This window comes from Pseudarthrobacter sp. PH31-O2 (assembly GCF_030063265.1).
Taxonomy (GTDB): Bacteria; Actinomycetota; Actinomycetes; order Actinomycetales; family Micrococcaceae; genus Arthrobacter.
Genome location: NZ_JASIST010000003.1, coordinates 47,091 through 67,864, shown reverse-complemented (window position 1 = coordinate 67,864; position 20,774 = coordinate 47,091). Strand labels below are relative to the sequence as shown.

The window sequence follows — 20,774 nt, the reverse complement described above, 5'->3', positions numbered from 1 at the left end:
AACAGTGGATTTATCCGCCGTTGAAGGTCGTCAGCTGGGGCCTTTAGCTCAGTTGGTAGAGCATCGGACTTTTAATCCGTGGGTCGTGGGTTCGAACCCCACAGGGCCCACCCACGGAGCAGGCCAGAGGAAATGTCCTCTGGCCTGCTCCTGTCTTAAGACCGCAGCAGGGGGCCGGCGGTCCGCCCGAGAGGGCCGTACTGGTGCTCACCGCCGTGCCGGTTCCGGTTCTTGGTATCGGCCCGCCGGGTGTGGCGGACCTGCCCGCCGCCGCCGGGGTCACCAGAGGCTGGTTGCGGGTGCAAAATGGTGCCATGGATGCCGTCGACGCGCTGAACGAGATTGCCTTCTGGCTTGAACGCGGGCTCGCCCCAAGCTTTAAGATCCAGGCCTTCCGGAAAGCCGCCGGAATCATCGCCGGTCTCGGGACAAATGAACTGGCGGCCCGTGCCCGGGACGGCCGGCTCAAGCGGACCAAAGGTATTGGCGACCGGACGTTCCAGGTCATCAGCGAGGCGCTCGCCGGCGATGTACCCCAGTACCTCAGCGGGCTGCGGAGCCGGGGGGCAGAGCCGCTGGCGCCGGGCGGGCGCACGCTGCTGGCTGCCCTCCGCGGGGACCTGCACGCCCACAGTAATTGGTCCGACGGCGGATCCACGATTGAGGCCATGGCAGCTGGCGCCAGGCTGCTGGGCCGTGAGTACCTCGCACTCACCGACCATTCACCCAACCTCAAGATCGCCAACGGGCTCAGCGCCGAACGGCTCCTCGAACAACTCGACGTCGTCGCCGGAATCAATGCCAACAACGGCGGCGGCTTCCGCCTGCTGCGGGGCATCGAGGCCGACATCCTCGAGGACGGCACCCTGGATCAGGCCCCGGAGGTGTTGGACCGCCTGGATATCGTCGTCGCCAGTGTGCATTCGAAGCTTCGTGCTGAGCAACGCACCATGACCCGGCGGATGCTCGGCGCGATCGCCGACCGGCACACAAACGTGCTCGGACACTGCACGGGCCGGCTGGTCCAGGGGAACCGTGGAACGCGTCCGCCGTCGGAGTTTAAGGCCAAAGAAGTCTTCGCTGCCTGCGCGGAGCACAACGTCGCCGTTGAAATCAACGCCCGGCCGGAGCGCCGGGACCCGCCCGGCGCCCTCATTGAGCTTGCTCTCGACGCCGGCTGCCTGTTCAGCATCAACAGCGATGCCCATGCCCCCGGCCAGCTCGATTTCCTGCAGTATGGTGCCGAGCGAGCCGAACGCCATGGTGTACCGGCGGAACGGATCATCACCAGCTGGCCCCTGGACCGCCTGCTCGAGTGGGCCGGTTCGAGAGGCTGACTGTAGCCCGCCGCTGCACCGGAGCATGCTCTCCGGGGCCGGGCAGGACTGGACATAGTGCTGCTGGGCCCAGTCCCGGGCGCGGAGGATGGACATGCCCACCGGTTCGGGAGGTGGGGTGTGCGCATCTTGCCGGGCTGCGGCGGGCAGCGAACGTCTGCGCAACTGTTGTCTGGTTGGGCCTGGCGCCATTCCCGCACTTCGATAGCATGAGGGCTACTGGGCCATCACCGGAAGGCGGTCTCAATAGTGAAGACCCCTCCTGCACCCCTGCTGACGGCTATTACAAGGCTTAGGGCCGCTGGTTGCGTCTTTGCCGAGGAGGAAGCGGGGCTGCTGGCGACGGCCGCCGCGTCGCCTGGCCATCTGGAAGCCCTCGTGCAGCAGCGGGCTTCCGGTCTGCCGCTTGAACACATCCTGGGCTGGGCGGAGTTCTGCGGACTCCGGATCCGGGTGGATCACGGCATCTTTGTGCCCCGCCGCCGCACCGAGTTCCTCGTCCGGCAGGCGGCCCGGCTGCTGGCCGCACCTTCAATCGTGGGCCGCTTGCCCGTTGTTGTAGACCTTTGCTGCGGGTCAGGGGCGGTCGGAACAGCGCTCGCGGCGCTGGCCGGTCCCCTTGAGCTGCATGCTGCGGACATCGACCCCGCGGCGGTGCGCTGCGCCGCCGTGAACATTGTGCCGTCCGGCGGTGCTGTCCACCAAGGGGACTTGTACGAGCCTCTCCCGGAGCGGCTCCGCGGCCGGGTCGACGTCCTTGCGGTGAACGCCCCGTATGTTCCTTCAGCGGACATCGCCACCATGCCGCAGGAAGCCCGCCTGCACGAACCTCGGGTTTCCCTCGACGGCGGTGCGGACGGGCTTCAGGTACAGCGAAGGGTGGCCGCCGCGGCGCCGGACTGGCTGGCGCCTGGCGGCTCCCTCCTGATCGAGACGAGCCGGCGGCAGGCGCCGCGGACCGTCGAACTGTTCATCCGGAACGGACTCACGGCCCGGGTGGCCAGTTCCAAGGCGTTGGACGCCACGGTTGTGATCGGAACTGTCGTCGCAGGAACGGCTGTGGGCGTTTCGCCCGTGCAGCCGGGAGCTCCGGTGTAGCTAGGAAACCCTGTCCGGATCGATGTTGGTCGCGGCTCCGGCCGGGGTGGCCCCGCCTTCGTCGGACCAGTCCTGGCCGTGCTGGTCGTTGAGAGCCGGGTCGGACTCGACGTCGGCCGTTGTCCCCTTCGGGGCGTCGCTGCGGACGGCGGAAACGATCACCGTACCGGCGCGGCGGGCCGCCTCGCCAAGCTGTTCAGTAACTTCGGGTGCTTTGTCCTTCACTGCGCCGGCCGCTGCACTCAGAGTGTCCTGGACCGGCTGGCTTGCCCACAGGCCCGCCGTGCGTGCCTTGAGCCTCTCGTACGCCGCCCGCCCGGAGCGGGACCCGAGAACGTAGCCTGCGGCGATTCCGGCTCCGAAAAGAAGTTTGCCTTTCATACTGTCCTCCTGCTTGTTGGTGGTGCTCACCATGGGTGTCCAGCAATTTCTGCCACGAGGCTGGTGCCAAAAAACCGGTCCCGGAAATATCCCGGGACCGGTTTCGCTTGCAGTCGCGTTTAGCGGGCTGAACGCTTGGAGATCATGCCGTAAACGAGCAGGACGATGATCGCACCGCCGATGGCCAGGAGCCAAGTGGACAGCGAGAAGAACTCGTTGATGCCCACGCCGAACAGCGCGCCGCCAATAAAGCCACCCAGAAGGGCGCCAACGACGCCGAGGATCAGCGTGATGATGATGCCGCCACCCTGACGGCCCGGCAGGATTGCCTTGGCAATGGCGCCGGCGATAAGACCCAGAATCAGAAATGCAAGAAAGCCCATTTTTATCGTTCCTTCTTCTACATAGAGGAGGCACCCGGATTGCCGGGTGCGCTACATCCTTCTGCCTCAATACTAATCATGCTTAGCATAAATGAGCCAGCTGAGGCAGTGGAAGCGTCCCGACGAGGGCGCCGCCGGGACCGTTGGCAGGCCTGTGCTGATGTCACCGGAACCGCCGCGGGTTGGCGGCAACCGGCGGAATTCAGGGTCTCCGGCTGCTTGCGGTCAGCGCTCCAGGCGGAACCCGAGCTTGATGGTGACCTGCCAGTCGGCGACCTGTCCGTTTTCGAGGTGGCCGCGCACTTCCTTGACTTCGAACCAGTCGAGGTTACGCAGCGTCTTGGCCGCCTCGGCGATGCCGTTGCGGACGGCGGCGTCAATCCCCTCGGTCGACGTTCCGACAATTTCGGAAATGCTGTAAGTGTGGTTAGGCAACTTCGCTCCTCGTGGTCGTCATCGTTTCCTGGCGGTGGGCCGTTCCTGCAGGTTAGCCGAGAGGGTGCTGCGTTACTAGGGGTGGGCGGCGGAGCCTCAGGACACCGAGACGGGCCCTGGTTCGGGGCGCTTGGGCGCCAGCGGGGGGACGTCGGGACGGTTCCGGACCCGGCCCACCATCCAGGGAAGCAGGTAGTTGGTGAACCAGGCCAGGTCTCCGGCCTTGCCTTCCCGCCACGTTCCGGCCGGCATGGGTTTGGGTTCCAGCGGGCTCAGGCCGTGGGGGACGCTCAGGGATTCCAACACCATGGCGGCCACGGTGTGGTGGCCCATCGGGGAGAAATGCAGGCGGTCCGGGTCCCACATTCGCGGGTCGGAGAGCTGGCGCAGGGACCAGAGATCAGCGATCACCCCGTGATGGCGTGCGGCGATGGTCCGGATGTTCTCGTTGAAGACAGCCACCCGGCCCCGGTTGTGGCCAAGCAGCGGCGTATCGCGCCAGTCCGGACCGGTGAACAGTACAATCGTCGCTCCGGTGGCACTGAGCATGCCAACTGCGGCGTCGAGGGCGGCAGCCAGACGGTCGGGATCGCTCCGGTGGAAGACAAGGTCGTTGCCCCCGGCCGAAAGGGTGACCAGGTCCGGCTTCAGCCCAATTGCAGGCCCGAGCTGCCGGTCCAGGATCTCGCGCAGCAGGAGGCCGCTGACGGCGAGGTTGGCGTAGCGGAAATCCGGCCGTGACTCGCTGAGCTCCTCGGCGATGCGGTCCGCCCATCCCCGCATGCCGCCGGGGCTGCGTGGTTCCGGGTCCCCGAGCCCCGCGGTAAACGAATCGCCCATCGCCACGTATCGGCCCCATTGCCCGGTAATCCAGGGGCCTGCGGTGGCCCGCCGATTCGAGGCCGGGCCCCGTCCCGGCGCGGGACCTCCAGCGCCGGCCTGGCCGGCGCCAGACTCCAGGAAACCGGCGGCGTTCACACCCCCAGCAATACGCCGAATGTTCAAGCTCCGCTAGGTACTTTGGTCCCTAGCCGGTCCAGCCGGGGTGGGCCGGTGCCGGTGGGGACAGCGAAGGGTTGAAATACCCTAAGGGGTATAGATCATACGCACGGGGGTATATCATGGAATATCACCCTGTGAATTCCGGAGGAACAAATGGAACTCGATGCCGCCGACATGAAGCCCGTCATCAATCGACTTCGCCGTGCCCAGGGGCAACTCGCCGCTGTCACCCGAATGATCGAAGAGGGCCGCGATTGCAAGAGTGTTGTCACCCAGTTGGCGGCCGTTTCCAGTGCGCTCGACAAGGCGGGATTTTCGATCATCGCCACCGGCCTGCAGCAGTGTATGCAGCAGGAGGACCCCAGTCTGGACCGCGCCGAACTCGAGAAGCTGTTCCTTTCGCTCGCCTGAGTTGATTAGTCCCGGCGCGCCGCCAGAACGTAGCTCTTGAGGTCATCCAGCGTTTGCTGCATGTGCTCGTCCATGGCATCCCGGGCCTTGTGCGGATCCCGCGTGGACAGCGCCTGGACGATCTTCTTGTGCTGGCCGATGGCGTGGGCCTGGATTTCGCGCACCTCGGACGTCTGGGTCCGCCGCCTTTCCAGTACCCGGTGCAGCGGTGCGAACAGTACTGCTACAAAAACGTTCTCCGAGGCGCGCAGAATGAGGTCGTGGAAGGCGAGGTCCGCCGCCACGAACGCGGCGACGTCGTGCCGCTCGTGCGCGTCCCGCATCGCCTCCACCTGGCCCTGGAGGGTGTTGAGGTCGGAGTCGCCAATCCGGCCGGCGGCCAGCTCGCACGCCCCGGTCTCCAGCATTCGGCGCAACTCGATCAGCTGAATCGCGGCCGCAGCGTCATTCTTTCCCTCCGAGGCTGCCCGGAGGACCGCCTCCAGGGATGCCCAGCGGTTGAGGGGGTTGACAAAGGTTCCGCGGCCCCGTTCCACACTAAGGATCTGCTGGGCCTGGAGGGTCTTCATGGCCTCCCGGACCGTCATGCGGCTCACCTCGTGGCGGGCGCTCAGCTCCAGCTCGCCGGGTACGGCGGCCCCGGGCGGGAATTCGCCGGCAATGATGCGGTCCAGTAGTTCATCCGCCACGACGCCGACCAACGATTTTCTTGCCAATTTTCCCCATTCGCTGCCACAGAATTGCCTGATTGGCCACTTTACTTGCGCGTTTTTGTGCCGTGTGCCACACTAGCATTCGAACATTAGATGTCGGACATCTTACAAATATACATCGCAGCAGAGTTCCCACAATGGAGTGCAAGTGCCCTTTGAATCAGAGGTTTTTGAAGCCGACGTGCTGGCCGCCTTCCCGGCGGAGGTCCGGATTCCCGCCCGGACCGTTGCCGATGCCCTTGCGGCTTCCGCCAGGCACTCACCCCGGATCCTGGTGGTGCTCGACGACGATCCAACAGGTACCCAGTCCGTGGCGGACCTTCCGGTCCTCACCGCGTGGGAAGTCTCCGACTTCACTTGGGCATTCACCCACCGGATCAACGGGCGCCGCCCGGACGCCGTTTATGTCCTGACCAACACGCGGAGCCTGGACCCTGCCGAGGCCGCTGCCCGTAACAAAGAGGTGGTCCGGAACGCCCTCGCCGCGGCTGCCCTGCACACCGGCGGGGCCGGTTCCGGCGGTGTCAGTTCCAGGCTCCGCCTCGCGTTCGTCAGCCGCAGCGACTCCACCCTCCGCGGCCACTACCCGCTGGAACCGGACACTATCGCGGCAACGATCGCCGCTGACAGCGGTGAAGTGACCGACGGCGTTGTGATTGTTCCGGCCTTCCCCGACGCCGGGCGCGTAACTATCGGCGGTGTGCACTTTATGCGGGGCACCGGCGGCGACGCCGGCAAGCTCACCCCGGTGGCTGAAACCGAATTCGCCCGGGACGCCAGCTTCGGCTTCGTGAATTCCGAACTTGCCAAGTATGTGGAGGAGAAGTCCGGGGGACGCTTCCCCGCGGCTTCGGTGATTGTGCTGACCCTGGACCTCATTCGTGCCGCCGGCCCGGACGGCGATCCCCGCGGCTCGGCCCTCGCCATCGCGGATGCTGTCGGCTCCGCCACCGACTCCACCCCGATCGTGGCCGACATCGTGACCGAAAACGACCTCCGAGCGCTCGCGCTGGGCCTGGAGGAAGCAGAACGCCGCGGCAAAAAGCTGCTCTACCGGGTGGGGCCGCCGTTCGTCCGGGGCCGCATCGGGCAGGAAATCCGTACCGAACTCAGCGGCGAAGAGGCCTATGCCGGCCGTACGCCCTCCGAAGCCGGAGGCCTGATCGTGGTCGGCTCCCACGTCGGCGTCACCACCCGCCAGCTCAAGGCCCTTGTCGAACAACACAGCGCCGCGCGGATCGTGGAGATCGACGTCGAAAAGCTGCTGGCCGGCAATTCCGCTGGCTACCTCGACGAAATCGTCCGGACCGTCGTCGATTCCCTGCGCACCGCCGACGTTATCCTCCACACCAGCCGGCTGCTCATCAAGACGGAGGACGCCGCCGAGAGCCTGCGGATCGCACGCACCGTATCCGCCGCCATCGTCGCGGTGGTGAACCGGACCCTCAAGACTTTCCCGCCGCGCTTTGTTATTGCCAAAGGCGGCATCACGTCCTCGGACGTGGCCGCCCACGGCTTGGAAATCCGGCACGCGATTGTCCGCGGCCCCATGCTGCCGGGCATCGTCAGCCTGTGGGAACCGGTGGACGGGCCCGCGAAGGGCATACCGTTCATCGTCTTCGCCGGCAACGTGGGCGACGATGAGTCGCTGGTCCAGGTCACCCGCAAACTCAGCAATACTTTCTGACCAGCCCAAGCCCCTCATGTCGATGGAGAGAATCATGAACTACAAAGTTACGGTCCTGGGCCTGGGCGCCATGGGACTGCCCATGGCCACCCGGCTGGCAACCCAGCTCACCGTCCACGGTTTTGATATCGCCGAGCCTCGCCTGCGGCTCGCCGATGAAGCCGGAGTCCGCACTTTCTCCTCCGCCCGCGAAGCGGCCGAAGGCGCCGATGCCCTGCTGCTGGCCGTGCGCAACGGCGAGCAACTGGACGATGTCCTCTTCGGTGAGAACGGCGTCGCCTCGGCGCTGTTGCCGGGCGCCGTCGTGATCCTCGGCAGTACCGTAGGCACCGAAGCCATTCCCGCCACCGTCGCGCGGCTCGCCGAATTCGGCGTCTCCCTCGTTGACGCGCCACTCTCCGGCGGACCGAAGCGAGCCGGCGACGGCGATCTGCTGATAGTGGTGGGCGCCGAACCGCAGGCGCTGGAAGCGGCCCGGCCGGTCCTGGAGCTGCTCGCCTCCACCCTTACCGTCGTCGGGGACAAGCCCGGCGACGGACAGGCCCTGAAGACCGTCAACCAGCTGCTCTGCGGGATCCACATCGCCGCGGCCGCCGAGGCGATGGCCCTGGCAGATGCCCTTGGCCTGGACCAGGCCAAGACCCTCGCGGCTTTGGAAGCCGGCGCCGCCGGGTCCTTTATGCTCTCCAACCGCGGGCCCCGCATCCTCGAGGCTTACACGGAGAACGGCGCGGAGGTCCTCAGCCGCCTGGACATCTTCGTCAAGGACATGGGCATCGTCGGCAAAGCCACCCGCGCCGCCGGCCTCGCCGCGCCCGTGGCTGCCGCTGCCGAGCAGCTGTACCTGCTGGGCCAGGCCCAGGGGCTTGCCTCCGCCGATGACTCAGCGGTTATCAAGGTTATTGCGCCCACCAAGCGCACCCCCTAGTTCCCCGCCCCGCCTGCGGACGGAGAGAACCTGCAGGAACTGCAGGTTCGCGGGACGCCGCGGCCGGGCCCTTCGCTGCCAGGGCACTGGCCACCCGCTCCCGCTGGCCTGCCGGCGGCCCGAAAGCCGGGAGGCTAGGATCAAAACATGATTCTGGCCTCCCTCCTTTTCGCGCTTCTCGCGGCCGTGTTGCATGTCTACATTTTTACGATGGAGTCCATCACCTGGTCGCGGCCGGCCACGTGGAAGCGTTTCAGTATCACCTCGCAAGCTGACGCCGAGACCACCCGGGCGATGGCTTACAACCAGGGCTTCTACAACCTGTTCCTTGCCGCCGGAGCCCTCGCTGGCACTGGTGCCGTTGCCCTCGGACACACCCCCGTCGGCTGGACGCTGATCTTTAGCAGTTGCGGTTCCATGCTTCTGGCAGCCCTCGTGCTCGCCCTGAGCGGGCGAAAATACCTTCGCGCGGCCGCCATGCAGGGCGCGACGCCGCTGCTCGCCGTTCTGTTCGGAGTGCTGGGGCTGCTAACCGCCTGAGCTTTCGGAAGCACCGTCGCCGGGCCGCCGACGCCCGGCTGAAGACAGCAAAACAATAGATATCCATTACTTGCCTGCACCTTTCCGGCTGCTATTGACGTTGCCTGTCTTGCTGAGGAAAATCACGACTTGGAAGCCCCTGAATGAACCGCATCAAGTGCGTCGTCATTAGTCTCGGGGCCTCCTAGGGGAAACACCGTGGATGAAATCCAGCTTCAGGCCTGGCCTGCCAGATCACGCCACTGGCAGACCATGAGAATCTCGCTGTTTCGGGTGGATTTGAGTGGTTCCCTTGGATTGGGGGATGCCATCAAGGACGTAACGTCAGCGGTCGGAATCCCGCCGTGCAGCGGCTGCGAACGACGTGCAGCCGTTTTGAACAGGTTTCTGCGCCTGCCGCGGTTCAAGAAAACGAACCGCTCCGACTAGTTCGGTTGGCCCGCAACTACTCGTGCGCGGCCACAGCCCGATCGTAGGATCGGGCCATGTGTCAGGAGGCGGCCATGCCGCAAAAAGTGGTGGTTACGGAACGATACTGGTGCCCCGGCCCCTGGCCATGGGAGTGGTTTGACACCTGTACCCGGCAAGTGACCAAGTGGTGCTACGACTTTAGCTGGGTGGAAGAATCCGGATATTTCCTCTTCAGCCATTTGAAGGGCTGTGAGAACGGAACGCTCTACACCTGGTACGCATTTTCCTTCAACATCTTCGGCAGTACGCACTACGGTCCGGGCCGCATGTGCTTCACCAGCCAGCTCAGCAGCGCCGGCAGGTGTGCGGCGTCGGCGGTCTCGGGCTTGACTGTGACGGCCGAATCGCCGCATGTCCAAGCCACGGCTCGCCGCCAGATCCGGGGCCCGGTCAACCGTCCGTTGCTCGAAAACGGAGAACAGCCAAAGCTCGACGGAGAGACGAAGTAGGAACCTGATGCGTGCCACACTAAATCTCGAAACAGTGCTCCAAGACCTTCACTGCTACGACGAGGGTGACGGGTGGGGCAATGCCGAACCGTATATCTGGACGGCCTTTTTCAAAGTCGACGGGGACAACTTTGCTGTGGAGGCCGGGGCTGGCCTGATCGGTTCTCCCGTTATCGTCACGAGTAATGGCACGCACGGAAACCTCGGGAACACAGACGTTGATGCCGGGGATGACGTCGCGATCCCGGACGCCGTGGGTAGATGGACTACGAAACTGAAACCCATTCCGATCAACGATGCCGGTCTGCGCGCGCTACTGAACGACGATGACATACCGGCCATCGGCGGAGTGGTGGTTTCCGTTATGGAAGAAGACGGCTGGCCGGACAGCCTGGCGAACACCGGCTATTCGGCTTTTGCGGATGCTGTGCAGCTGGCAGTGGTGAAAGTGGCCGCCAGCTTCCAGCATGCGCTGGCTGCCCCGACTCCCCAGGAAATCAAAGATCAGATAGACGTTGTCAAAGCCTCCGCGGCTGCATCTGTGCACGCAGCCGTGAAAGATGCCATGTCCGGATGGCAGCTGATCTGGTACGGCACTTTTGGCGACAACGATGACAATATCGGCACGGAAGCATTTACTGTTACCACCGACGAGCTGGTGGCGAATCCCACGATCGAGATTCTGCGGCGCTGGTCCGGTGACGACTCGGGGGACGGAGACTGGGAGCTCCGCGGCGTTTTCCGCGGATTTCCCCAGCTGGATTGCAACCTGGCGACCATCTTCTCCACGCCAAGCGCAAGGCCGGCACAGGACGACGCCCTGGGCAAGCCGTTGGAAGCCATGCGGGCCTTTCGGGAAGGCGGCTTCCGCGAATACCCGGGGCTTGGGCTGTGGTGGGAGGAACTCAGGCAGGTCAGCCCCGCCCTGGCTTTCCTTGCCGCAAGCCGGCCGGAAATCGAGGATGCGTTGCATGGGCTGCTCCTGGACGCCGGCGTTTGGCTTGACGATAAGACTGTTGTGATCGAGAGATCATCCCGGGATCGGATCAATATCGTCCTTGACGCTGTTGCCGGCTCCGGTTCGAACCGGACCCGCCGTGTTGTCCGGCAGGCCAAGCGTGTGGTGGAGCGACTGGACGGGGTCAGTTTTGAGGCGGGGCTGAAACTCGCAGCTGAAATCAAGCCGGTGGGGAGGACTCCGCGCCGGACGGCGGCGGAGTCGTCGTCGGGCCTCCAACCGGTGAATACGCCCCTGACGAGCTTTCTGGTGGCACTGGCCGACCCTGCCGTGCTGGAGGCCTACCGGCGGGGGCCCGATGCCCTGCTGGCCGCAGCCAGGCTCAGCGCGGAGGAGGCCGAGGCGATCCGGCAGGGGCACCGCGGACGGCTGCGCCTTGGCGCGCTCGCGGAACTGGAAAGGGCAGGTTACGCGGCGCTTGTCACTGACAAGCTGGCTCCCGGCGTCGGCGCCATGGACCCGATCACGATCAACACCAACAATTTTAACAACAACACAATCAATATCCAGACGACCTACAATTCGAGCACAAACACCAGCAACGACAATACGACCGTGACCACCAGCAATGACAACACCACTACGACCACCACTAATTCAAGCGACTGGCGGGAGCGTGCACTGGCTGACATTGAAGGAGCGATCCAGTATTTCGCCAAGGATGACTTCAAGCAGCACGGGAGCCTGCATGTGGTGGGCTCTGGAATCCTGCCGATCACCGACTTGAGTTACGGCGCGCAGGCTCAAATTATGAAGGCGGATATGGTCCTTTACTGCGTTGCGGACCCTGCCACGGAGCTTCGTATCCATGAGTTGAACCCGCGCTCCACCTCGTTGTACGGGCTGTACGGCAATGGCGTGCCAAGGATTGAGACATACCGGGCAATGGTGGACGCAATTCTCGAACAGGTGCGCCGGGGCCGCCGAACCTGTGCCGTCTTTTATGGCCACCCCGGAGTGTTCGCGTGGTCCACCCACGAGGCCATCCGCAGGGCGCGCAGCGAAGGCTACCGGGCCGAGATGGGCTCGGCCGTTTCCGCCCAGGACAGCCTCTTCGCCGATCTGGGCCTGGACCCTTCAACCTTCGGGCTGATGACCCTGGACGCCACTGACTTCCTGATCAGGAACCGGACGCTGGATACATCCATGCACGTCCTGTTGTGGCAGGCGGAGTGCGCCGGTGACGACGGCTTCAATTTTTCGGGCTACCGCAGGCACAACTTTCCGGTGCTGATTGATCGAATAGGGGAGTTCTATCCCAAGGACCATCCGGTGATCATCTATGACGCCTCGACTTTTGGGCACCTTCCACCCGTAATCCAACTGAACCATCTTGACACCATCAAAGCATCCGACCTGTCCGGGATTTCTACGTTGTACCTCCCCCCGGCAACAACGCCCGAGACCGACCGGCAGATGCTGGAGAAACTGGGCCTGATCGGATAGCGGTGCCGCCGGCCGGCGGAACTGGGCCGCCTCGCCGCCCTGCAGCATCTTGCCTGCCATTGCCACACCCGCCTTTAAGTGCCAATGTCGAACCATGACGGAGAACTCTGCAGCCCGCGAAGACACGTTTCGCCCGGACGTGTCCACGACCCGTAATGATGAGCTGCACCGCTATGAGCTCCACGTAGGCGGCCAGCTGGCCGTTCAAATCCGCTTCATCGATGAGCCCGGCCATGTGGACTTTATTCACACTGATACGGCCGAGCAATTCCAGGGCAAGGGGCTCGGCAAGGTGCTGGCCCACTTCGCCCTGGACGACGTCGTCGCAGCCGGCAAACGGATCATCCCCAATTGCCCCTTCATCTACCGCTACCTGCGCAAGCACGCTTCCTACACCCAGTACATCGACTGGCCGGAACAGCCGCCGGCCGGCGCCTGAACCCCGGAAGGAAACAGTGTGGCGGCGCCGCCCGCTTGTGGCCGGGGGCAATAACCTCGTAAGGTTTTAGCAGAGTTACGCAGTCGGCTCTTGGACGTTTCCCTTTGGAGAACCCCGTGAACCATAAACTGCGTGTGCTTGTCCGTGTGGAGGCCGGCGCCGGAACCGTGACCCTCGAAGTCACTGGTTGCCTTACCCAAGCTGATTTCCCCTCGCTGCTGCATATCATCCGGCGTGCGGGACGCCTCGGCGCGGGCACCGATGTCATCATCGATCTCCACAAGTCATCCCACCTGGACCCGGAGATCCTCCTCGAGCTGCGGTCAATGGCCGATACCGGCACGGAGGCCTTCGCAGCGGGTGCCGGGCAGACCACAGAGCCGTTCCGCATGACGCTGGCGGAACCCGCCGAGCTGCCGATCTGCCTCCTGCACGTCGGCTCCGACGGTGAAGTCCTCGCCGGACTCGAGGCGGAACTCGCGGCGGGGCAGCCACTTGACCTTGCTGCGGAGCCGGGCGCGTCCCCCGCCGTCCTTCCCGCCGGGCCGGGGTTGCCCGCAGGAGTGGACGAGGCCTGCGGCCAGGCAGCGGCCGAGCTCAACGCCGTCAGCGACCCGCAGCTGACCGAGTACTTCGAGGGGACGCTGGACCCCGCCGCAACCGTCCGGGCACTCTCCGACATGGCGCTGGGGCAGCTGGCCGATGCCCTGTACCGCCACCTCGACACCAACAGCCCGTCCTTCGGGGCCCACACCTGGTACGAGCTGGCCACCGAAGAGTTGCAGCACCGCCACCACGGCGCTGCAGGCGATCCCGAGGACGTGGAACTGCCTGCCGGGCAGGCCCTGGCCTGAGGCGGCGGCCGGCACCGGTTAGGCTGTGGCCATGACTTCCCGTGCCGTGACGCCTGCCGGTTCCACTGCCCTGATCACCGGCGCCACCGCCGGGATCGGGGCCGAATTCGCCCGCCAGCTCGCCAGCGAGGGCCACAACGTGGTCCTCGTGGCCCGCAACAGGGCAAGGCTGCAGGCCGGGGCAGCGGAACTTTCGGAGCGGTACGGCGTCCGTGCCGAAGTTCTCTCCGCCGACCTCACGGACGACGCCGGCGTGGCAGCCGTCGTCGCCAGGCTCACGGATCCGGCGCGCCCAGTGGAAATCCTGGTCAACAACGCAGGCATTGGGCTGCTGCGCTCCTTCGCGGAGAACGACATCGCGGACGAGACCAGGCATTTGAAACTGCACGTCGAGACCGCCATGCAGCTGACCCACGCCGCCCTGCAGGGTATGCTCGGCCAGCACTCGGGCCGGATTATCAACGTCGCAAGCGTCGCTGCGTTTCTTCCCCGGGGCAGCTATTCGGCCGCGAAATCGTGGCTTGTCAGCTTCTGCCGCTGGGCCAGCCTCGCCTATTCCAAGCAGGGCGTCACAGTCACGGCGGTCTGCCCCGGCTTCACACACACCGAGTTCCACGACCGGATGGGCATGGATAAGGCGGCAACGCCGCGCTGGATGTGGCTGACGGCCGAGCGTGTGGTGCGCGAAGGCCTCGCCGATAATGCCAGGGGCAAGGCTGTTTCCATCCCGAGCAAGCGGTACAAGGTGCTGACCGCGGCCGCCCGCATCCTTCCGGACAGGCTCGTTGCCGGCCCGCCCCGCCGCGCGAAATAACGGGTCAAGGCCGACCGCCCGGCGACCGGCGCCGCCGGATCAAAACCACAACAACGATGCCGAGCCCGGCGCCCAGCAGGGTCTCGACGGCGCGTTCGGTCACCAACACCTGCGGGTCGGCGGGGGCGGCGAGCTGTGTCATCAGCAGGATCACGGGAGTGAAGGACACCATCGCCAGCCCGTAGTGCCTGGTCATAAAAAGCTCCGTGGTGAACTGCAGGACAATCACCAGCACAGCCAGGACGGCTGCCTCATGTCCGGGAAACGCCCTCAGGGGTGAGAGCGTCCAGGGGAACAGCACCACCGCGACCACCACCAGTCCCGCCAGGGTGCCAACAATCCGGTGCAGGCCGCGATAGACGCTGCTGGGCATATCGGCCCCCGCCAGCGGTACCGCTGCGGCTGCCATGGCCCAGTGCGGGTGCCCGCTGCCGCTAAGCACACCGACGGAGCCAGCTGCCCCGACGGCCGTAAGGTACCGGGCCGCATGAATCCATGCGGCCCGGCGTCTGGCCCCGCTCAGTGCCGGGACCTCGCGGGCTGCGCCGCGTTGCCAGGCTCTGCCCCGCACCCAACCACCGAATCCCACGGCCATGGAAAAGCCTGCCGACAGTGCCCCGATAAGGACCGCCGTGTGCCAGTGCACAGTTGTGGGGATGGAGGCGCAGGCACCCAATGCCAGAATGCCGAAGAACGGGCCGTTCGGCTTCAGGGCCACCTTGTCCGCGAAAAGGGATCCCGCCGCGGCCAGCACCGTTTCGATAACGACCAGTGCCCAGGAATGCAGTTGGTGTACCGAGAGGAACACACCGACGGCCAGCCCGCCCACGAGCAGGAGGGCCGCCTGGCCCTGGTGCCTGAGCCGCAGTTGATGAGGTTCGTTGCGGCCATACATGCCGGTCAGGGCGCCGAACACCGCGTAGATCATCAGTTCCGGACGGCCTGCGGCAAGCAGCGCAAGGGATGGCGCTGCCACGCTGACGGCCACGCGGACTGCCGAGACGTGGTCTTTGTTGGCTGGCGCCAGGCGGTGGAGGCTGCGGAGATGGGCGCCGAGGGATGGCACGGTGCCTCCTGTTCCATGCTGGGGCCGGGCGGTTAGCGGGGCGGCTTAGTGCCGGACGCGCCTAAGGCCTGCCTTCAGGTGGTTCCCCAGGGGAAACACCGGAAGGCAGGCCTCGATGGGCGGGACTTGCTACAGAATACGGTTTAGCAGGCCGGGTTCAGGACAAACCCTGCCGGGGAGCCGGGGCTGACTTAAACTTTGGCCGGTACGGTCCCGGCATCCTCGCGGTTCACGGAATCAGCAGCTGCATCGGCCGAATCGCCGGCAAAGGGCATATCCATCTCCACCAGGTCGATCAGCGGGTTCTCGTCCTGGTTGGCGACGAGTTCCTTGGCCTCCTCGGGGGTGTCCACGCTGGGCATGGAACCCGGCAGGGGCATCCGGGCCGATTCCTTGAGGAAGTAGATCGCGACTGCGCCGATAGCCGAGGTGGCCATCAGGTAGTAGGCCGGCATCATGTCGTTGCCGGTGGCCTTGATCAGGGCGGCAACGGTGAACGGGGTGGTTCCGCCGAAGATGGCCACCGAGAAGTTGTACGCGATGCCCATCGCGCCGTAGCGGCTTGCCGTCGGGAACTGGGCCGGCAGGGCCGACGCCAGGTTGGCCACGTAGAACGTCACCGGGAAGGCGATCAGGGCGAGGCCGGCCAGCGTGGACCAGATCTCGCCGACGCCGATCAGGAGGAATGCGGGGGTGGCCAGGACGACGGTGCTGAGGGCGCCGATCCACAGCACAGGGCGGCGGCCGATCCGGTCGGAGAGCTTGCCGGTCAGCGGGATGCACAGGCTCATGATGACCAGCACGGGAATGGTCAGCAGGGTGCCGTGCACCTCGTCGTAGCCCTTGGACTCGGTCAGGTAGGTCGGCATGTACGACGTCAGGGCGTAGCCGGCGGTGTTGGCTGCGGCTACCAGGATCATGGCGACGATAATGGAGCGCCAGTAGGCCTTCACGATGCCCACCGGACCCTTGGATGCGGCCGTGTCACCGGCGGTGGCATCCTTGGCGAGGTTTTCCTGTGCATCCAGGGTGGCCTGGAACTGGGGGGATTCCTCGATCTTGCTCCGGAAGTACACGGCAATCAGGCCCAGCGGTCCGGCCAGCAGGAATGGAACGCGCCAGCCCCACTGCTCCATGGTGTCCTGGCCGAGGGTCAGTTGCAGCACGGACACAAGGGCGGCGCCGGCGGCGAAGCCGAGGTAGCTGCCCATGTCCAGGAAGCTGGCGAAGAAGCCGCGCCGCTTGTCCGGGGCGTACTCGCTCACGAAGGTTGTGGCTCCGGCGTATTCGCCGCCGGTGGAGAAGCCCTGGATGACCTTGAACAGGACCAGCAGGACAGCAGCCCAGATGCCGATCTGGGCGTAACCCGGCAGGAGGCCGACGGCGAAAGTGCTGGCCGCCATGATCATAAGAGTCGCGGCGAGGACCTTCTGGCGGCCGATCTTGTCGCCAAGCCAGCCGAACACGACCCCACCGAGGGGGCGGGCGATGAAGGTGGCGGCGAAGGTTCCCAGCAGGAACAGAGTCTGAACAGACTTGTCCGCTTCCGGGAGGAACACCGGTCCCATCGTGGTGATCAGGTAACCGAACACACCGACGTCGTACCACTCCATGGTGTTACCAACGATGGTGCCGCCGAGTGCCTTTTTAAGCATCGGCCTATTAACTACGTTAACGTCGGACTCCTTGAGCCGGCGCCGCGTCCGCAGCTTTGGTTTTTTCGCACCCGGGGGGGCAGCTTGGTTGGTTCGGCCGGCGTCAATCACGCCAGCCGAAGAGTCGGTCATGCTTCGGTCTTTGGGCATTTGGTGCACTCCTATGGAGGTCATTTGCTTGCGACTTGTAGCTGCCCCGCTCTGGGCAGGCCTTCAATTTTACGTGATTTCGATGGTATTTCCGAGTTTGGTGCCGTACCATCCGCTATTTCGACCCCGAAGTGGGCCGGTTGCGGGAAATTTCTTTCCGCCGTTTCGCCGCGTCGTTACTGGGAAACTCGGGTCTGCACCAGGGGCCGCGCAAATATTTATTGGCCGGGCGGTCTGCAGCCGGTTTTAGGGCCCGAATTACGCCTCCCGGAGCACCACGGCCTCATCCGCGACGGGGCCGGTCCCGGCTCCGGAAAGCACCGCGCAGGAGGGGTATCCAAGGCTTCCGGAAAGCGCCTAGGGTTGACTGCAACACACTGCTGATCAGCACCGCTGATCGAACGCCACACAAGGAGAACAGTCCATGACTGGCAATGAAACCACAAAGAGCAGCACCAGCGGCGCGGAGCCGGACGGCAGGCCGCAGGCCGGCCCGAAGCAGGGGAAGGGCATCAAGTCCCGTCTGACGGACGCCCAAAAGGAGATGCTCGCGAGCAAGTCCCGGGGCGGGGCTGGCTCGCAGAGTGTCGGCCACAGCCACAAGCCAACGCATGTCAGCGGCAAACAGGGGCCGGCGGAGAAAAAGGTCCGCTGGTAAGCCTAGAGACATCACCGCCCGGCGGACCTAGGATGGTGGGACGTTTCATTTCATCGTGGAAAGGACGAGCCATGGCGGATCATCACTCGAAAGACGAGATCGAGCCAGAGGTTGCCGGTCACCTTGCGGAGTCCATGGACGAGGTTCCCGGGCCGGAGAGTAAACGCCCGGAACCCCCGTCGCCCGCCGAGGGCCATGATTGGCCGGACGGCAGCGGGAAGCACCGCCATCCCAAGGACCGCGACGTTGTCCGGGGACAACAAGGACAGCAGGTGGCGGACGCAGCCATCCACCGGCAGAGTCGTCCCCAGGTCCCGCATCACGACTAAGCACTGCGAGGGCCCGCCGCGGCGGGCCCTCAGCTGTGTTCGACGATGACGTCGTCCGGGTTTTTGTCCGGGCGCCAGCCACGCCAGACCGGGTGCCGAAGCTTGCCGGATCCCGTCCACTCACCGAACTTAACCTCGCCGACCAGCTTGGCCGACACCCACCGGGCGCCGGCGGCGTCTTCGGCGGGAACATCCGCAAACGGTGAGGTCTTGCGCGGCAAAGCCTCCAGCTGCCGGCGCAAGCCGCCGAGTTCGCGGGGGCTGAAGCCGCTGCCCACACGGCCCACGTAGCGCAGCGTCGGCCCGTCGGGAATGCCCAGCAACAGCGAACCGACGGTGTCGCGGCGCTCGCCGTTGCCGGGGCGCCAGCCGCCGACCACCACTTCCTGGGTCTTTTCGAACTTTAGCTTGAGCCAGGACCGGCTCCGCTGACCGACGTAGCGGCCGTCCGTGCGCTTGGCCATGACGCCCTCCAGCCCCAGTTCCTCAACGCTTTCCAGGATGTGCCCGGCATCGCCGTGGATTAGTTGGGAGAGGTCCACCGGGCCGCCGGCAAGGGTGAAAAATGCTTCCAGCCGTGCCCGCCGCCGGCCGAGCGGCAGGCGGCGCAGGTCCGAGCCGCTCTCGGCCAGGAGGTCAAAAAGCATCAGCCGGACCGGCGTAGATGCCCGCGCCTGCGCGACGTCGGAGGCACTGCCGAGGTTCATCCGCCCCTGCAGCAGCCCAAAGTCGGGCCGCCCCGAAGGGCCGACGGCGATTATCTCGCCGTCGGCGATGAAGTCCTGCTCCGGCCAGCTGGAACGATTGGTCAGTTCCGGATACGCGGCGGACATGTCGTTGCCGTTGCGGCTGATCAGGCGGATCTTGCCCGCACCCCCGACGATCAGGGCCCGCACCCCGTCCCATTTGAGTTCGAACTGCCAGTCCTTGCCGGGCAGGTCGGCGGCGCTGCCGGGGCTGGCCAGCATCGGCGAAACGTCCGCCGGATCCGGGGCAGCGGGCAGCGGAGGCTCCTCCTGCGGCGGGGGAGCATGCTCATTCTTCGCGCCCGGCGCGTCCATCAGGTGGATGAGCCACTGCCCCTCGCCCCTGCCGGTATGGATCAGCGCGAACCTGCGGGCGCCGGCCAGCCCGCCGTCGTCCTGGCCGCTGAGGGTGGCAATGACTTCTTTGCCCGCGATCCACTTCTCGCACTCGTAGTAGCCGTGGTCCCAAATACTGACGGTCCCGGCGCCGTATTGGCCTTTGGGGATGGTGCCTTCGAAGCCCGCATAGTCCATCGGGTGATCCTCGGTCTGGACCGCCAGGTGGTTTGTGGTCCGGCTCGTAGGAACGCCCTTGGGCAGCGCCCAGGAGACCAGGACGCCGTCACGCTCCAGCCGGAGGTCATAGTGCAGCCGGCTGGCATGGTGTTCCTGGATGACGAACTTCTCCCGGAGGGTGCCGCCTTCTGAAGCTGCCCGGTACTGCTCGGCCGTGAAGGGCTCAGGGGTGGAGCCAGCGTCACGTTTGGCGCGGTACTTCTCCAGCCGCGGGTCGGTGGCGCCGCCGTCGCCGGTGGTGTTGCTGCCGTTCGGGCGGCCACCGGGCTGCGCCGTTGCCTTGCGCCCGGCGGAGATGACGGAGAAAGGATCCTTGCCCGACTTCACGCGCGCAAGGACCTCCCGGTAGTCCAGCTGGTGCAGTGACGGTGAGTTGAGTTCACGCCAGGTCCGCGGAGCCGCCACCGTGGGCCGGAGCCGCCCGCGCAGCGAGTAGGGAACGATGGTGGTCTTTGCGGCGCTGTTCTGGCTCCAGTCCACCAGGACCTTGCCGGCGCGCAGGGTCCTTTTCATGTCACTGACGGCCAACTCCGGATGGTCGGCTTCCAGGGCGCGGGCCAACTCGTGGGCGAAACCCGAAATCTGTTCGGAGCCCTGGCTGCCGTCGAGGGCCGCGTACAGGTGGATGCCTTTGCTGCCGCTCGTCACGGGTACGGGATCCAGGCCCACGTCCTGCAGGATACTCCGGGCGAGCCAGGCGACCGCGACGCATTCGGCCAGTCCTGCACCCTCACCGGGATCCAGATCCAGCACCAGCCGGTCCGGTGGCATCTGCTCGCCGTGGGAATCCACGCACCACTGCGGCACGTGTATCTCCAGGGCTGCTGTCTGCGCCAGCCAGGCCAGTGTGGCCGGGTCGTTGACCAGCGGGTACTGGATGGTGCGCTGCTTGTGGGTGATGGCGGCCCGCGGAACCCAGCCCGGTGTCGAATGGTCCAGGTTCTTCTGGAAGAACATCTCGCCCGGGGCATCGGCCGTCCCGACGCCGTGCACCCAGCGCTTCCGGGTAGCCGGCCGGTCCGCGGCAGCGGGGATCAGCACCGGCGCCACGGCCGCGTAGTAAGCCATGACTTCGGCCTTGGTGGTACCGGTCTGCGGGTACATCACCTTATCCAGATTGGTGACCACCAGCTCCCGGCCGCCGACCCGGACCCGCTCCTTGCCGTTCGCCGTCGCCCTTTCAGCCAA

21 protein-coding genes and 1 tRNA gene are annotated in these 20,774 nt (G+C 65.5%); 14 read left to right on the top strand and 8 right to left on the bottom strand.

The window, feature by feature from the left end; genetic code table 11:
- Positions 1 to 37 precede the first annotated feature (37 nt).
- From QMG72_RS06245 to QMG72_RS06235, 3 genes are all read left to right on the top strand, one after another.
- Positions 38 to 110, top strand: a tRNA-Lys gene (locus QMG72_RS06245).
- A 204-nt stretch (positions 111 to 314) separates the two neighbouring features.
- Positions 315 to 1,337: a PHP domain-containing protein gene (locus QMG72_RS06240; RefSeq protein WP_226773902.1), complete on the top strand. Its 1,023-nt coding sequence runs from the start codon at positions 315 to 317 to the stop codon at positions 1,335 to 1,337.
- 249 nt (positions 1,338 to 1,586) lie between these two features.
- On the top strand, positions 1,587 to 2,435 hold the full coding sequence (locus QMG72_RS06235) for a putative protein N(5)-glutamine methyltransferase (RefSeq protein ID WP_226773872.1): 849 nt from the start codon (positions 1,587 to 1,589) through the stop codon (positions 2,433 to 2,435).
- Here QMG72_RS06235 and QMG72_RS06230 read toward each other — a convergent pair whose 3' ends face one another.
- The 4 genes from QMG72_RS06230 to QMG72_RS06215 form a co-directional block, all read right to left on the bottom strand.
- Positions 2,436 to 2,816 (bottom strand): hypothetical protein, encoded by a 381-nt coding sequence (locus tag QMG72_RS06230; protein WP_226773873.1) that lies wholly within the window; start codon positions 2,814 to 2,816, stop codon positions 2,436 to 2,438.
- Between the two features lie 119 nt (positions 2,817 to 2,935).
- On the bottom strand, positions 2,936 to 3,199 hold the full coding sequence (locus QMG72_RS06225; protein WP_226773874.1) for a GlsB/YeaQ/YmgE family stress response membrane protein: 264 nt from the start codon (positions 3,197 to 3,199) through the stop codon (positions 2,936 to 2,938).
- Positions 3,200 to 3,424: 225 nt separating this feature from the next.
- Positions 3,425 to 3,634: a dodecin gene (locus tag QMG72_RS06220; RefSeq protein ID WP_226773875.1), complete on the bottom strand. Its 210-nt coding sequence runs from the start codon at positions 3,632 to 3,634 to the stop codon at positions 3,425 to 3,427.
- A gap of 96 nt (positions 3,635 to 3,730) precedes the next feature.
- Positions 3,731 to 4,504, bottom strand: a complete 774-nt coding sequence (locus QMG72_RS06215) for an SGNH/GDSL hydrolase family protein (RefSeq protein WP_226773903.1) — start codon at positions 4,502 to 4,504, stop codon at positions 3,731 to 3,733.
- A 285-nt stretch (positions 4,505 to 4,789) separates the two neighbouring features.
- On the opposite strand from QMG72_RS06215, the gene QMG72_RS06210 reads away from it, so the two are divergent.
- A complete protein-coding gene (locus QMG72_RS06210; protein WP_226773876.1) occupies positions 4,790 to 5,047 on the top strand; it encodes a metal-sensitive transcriptional regulator in 258 nt (85 codons plus the stop codon).
- A gap of 5 nt (positions 5,048 to 5,052) precedes the next feature.
- Here the strand turns inward: QMG72_RS06210 and QMG72_RS06205 are convergent, their stop codons facing one another.
- Complete coding sequence (locus tag QMG72_RS06205) at positions 5,053 to 5,763, bottom strand: FadR/GntR family transcriptional regulator (protein ID WP_283480048.1); 711 nt, start codon at positions 5,761 to 5,763, stop codon at positions 5,053 to 5,055.
- 145 nt (positions 5,764 to 5,908) lie between these two features.
- Here QMG72_RS06205 and QMG72_RS06200 point away from each other — a divergent pair, with 145 nt between their 5' ends.
- From QMG72_RS06200 to QMG72_RS06165, 8 genes are all read left to right on the top strand, one after another.
- A complete protein-coding gene (locus QMG72_RS06200; protein ID WP_226773878.1) occupies positions 5,909 to 7,447 on the top strand; it encodes a four-carbon acid sugar kinase family protein in 1,539 nt (512 codons plus the stop codon).
- A 34-nt stretch (positions 7,448 to 7,481) separates the two neighbouring features.
- Positions 7,482 to 8,375 carry an NAD(P)-dependent oxidoreductase gene (locus tag QMG72_RS06195; RefSeq protein WP_226773879.1) on the top strand — a complete coding sequence of 298 codons (894 nt, stop codon included), beginning with the start codon at positions 7,482 to 7,484 and terminating at the stop codon, positions 8,373 to 8,375.
- Between the two features lie 147 nt (positions 8,376 to 8,522).
- Positions 8,523 to 8,915, top strand: a complete 393-nt coding sequence (locus tag QMG72_RS06190; protein WP_283480045.1) for a DUF1304 domain-containing protein — start codon at positions 8,523 to 8,525, stop codon at positions 8,913 to 8,915.
- A 587-nt stretch (positions 8,916 to 9,502) separates the two neighbouring features.
- The gene (locus QMG72_RS06185) at positions 9,503 to 9,835 is read left to right on the top strand and encodes a hypothetical protein (protein ID WP_283480043.1); all 333 of its coding nucleotides are present in this window, start codon (positions 9,503 to 9,505) and stop codon (positions 9,833 to 9,835) included.
- A gap of 7 nt (positions 9,836 to 9,842) precedes the next feature.
- On the top strand, positions 9,843 to 12,299 hold the full coding sequence (locus QMG72_RS06180; protein ID WP_283480041.1) for an SAM-dependent methyltransferase: 2,457 nt from the start codon (positions 9,843 to 9,845) through the stop codon (positions 12,297 to 12,299).
- Between the two features lie 94 nt (positions 12,300 to 12,393).
- The gene (locus QMG72_RS06175) at positions 12,394 to 12,738 is read left to right on the top strand and encodes a GNAT family N-acetyltransferase (RefSeq protein WP_253031458.1); all 345 of its coding nucleotides are present in this window, start codon (positions 12,394 to 12,396) and stop codon (positions 12,736 to 12,738) included.
- 116 nt (positions 12,739 to 12,854) lie between these two features.
- Entirely contained in the window at positions 12,855 to 13,592 is a 738-nt protein-coding gene (locus tag QMG72_RS06170) for a hypothetical protein (RefSeq protein WP_283480038.1), read from the top strand.
- Positions 13,593 to 13,623: 31 nt separating this feature from the next.
- The gene (locus QMG72_RS06165) at positions 13,624 to 14,406 is read left to right on the top strand and encodes an SDR family NAD(P)-dependent oxidoreductase (RefSeq protein WP_283480037.1); all 783 of its coding nucleotides are present in this window, start codon (positions 13,624 to 13,626) and stop codon (positions 14,404 to 14,406) included.
- Positions 14,407 to 14,410: 4 nt separating this feature from the next.
- On the opposite strand, the gene QMG72_RS06160 is transcribed toward QMG72_RS06165, so the two are convergent.
- Positions 14,411 to 15,472, bottom strand: coding sequence for an FUSC family protein (locus QMG72_RS06160; protein ID WP_283480035.1), 1,062 nt, complete (start codon positions 15,470 to 15,472; stop codon positions 14,411 to 14,413).
- A gap of 191 nt (positions 15,473 to 15,663) precedes the next feature.
- The gene (locus tag QMG72_RS06155; protein WP_283480034.1) at positions 15,664 to 17,277 is read right to left on the bottom strand and encodes an MFS transporter; all 1,614 of its coding nucleotides are present in this window, start codon (positions 17,275 to 17,277) and stop codon (positions 15,664 to 15,666) included.
- Between the two features lie 424 nt (positions 17,278 to 17,701).
- Here QMG72_RS06155 and QMG72_RS06150 point away from each other — a divergent pair, with 424 nt between their 5' ends.
- Positions 17,702 to 17,935, top strand: coding sequence for a hypothetical protein (locus QMG72_RS06150; protein ID WP_283480032.1), 234 nt, complete (start codon positions 17,702 to 17,704; stop codon positions 17,933 to 17,935).
- A gap of 71 nt (positions 17,936 to 18,006) precedes the next feature.
- The gene (locus QMG72_RS06145; RefSeq protein ID WP_283480031.1) at positions 18,007 to 18,264 is read left to right on the top strand and encodes a hypothetical protein; all 258 of its coding nucleotides are present in this window, start codon (positions 18,007 to 18,009) and stop codon (positions 18,262 to 18,264) included.
- A 29-nt stretch (positions 18,265 to 18,293) separates the two neighbouring features.
- Here QMG72_RS06145 and QMG72_RS06140 read toward each other — a convergent pair whose 3' ends face one another.
- Entirely contained in the window at positions 18,294 to 20,774 is a 2,481-nt protein-coding gene (locus QMG72_RS06140) for an ATP-dependent DNA ligase (RefSeq protein WP_283480030.1), read from the bottom strand.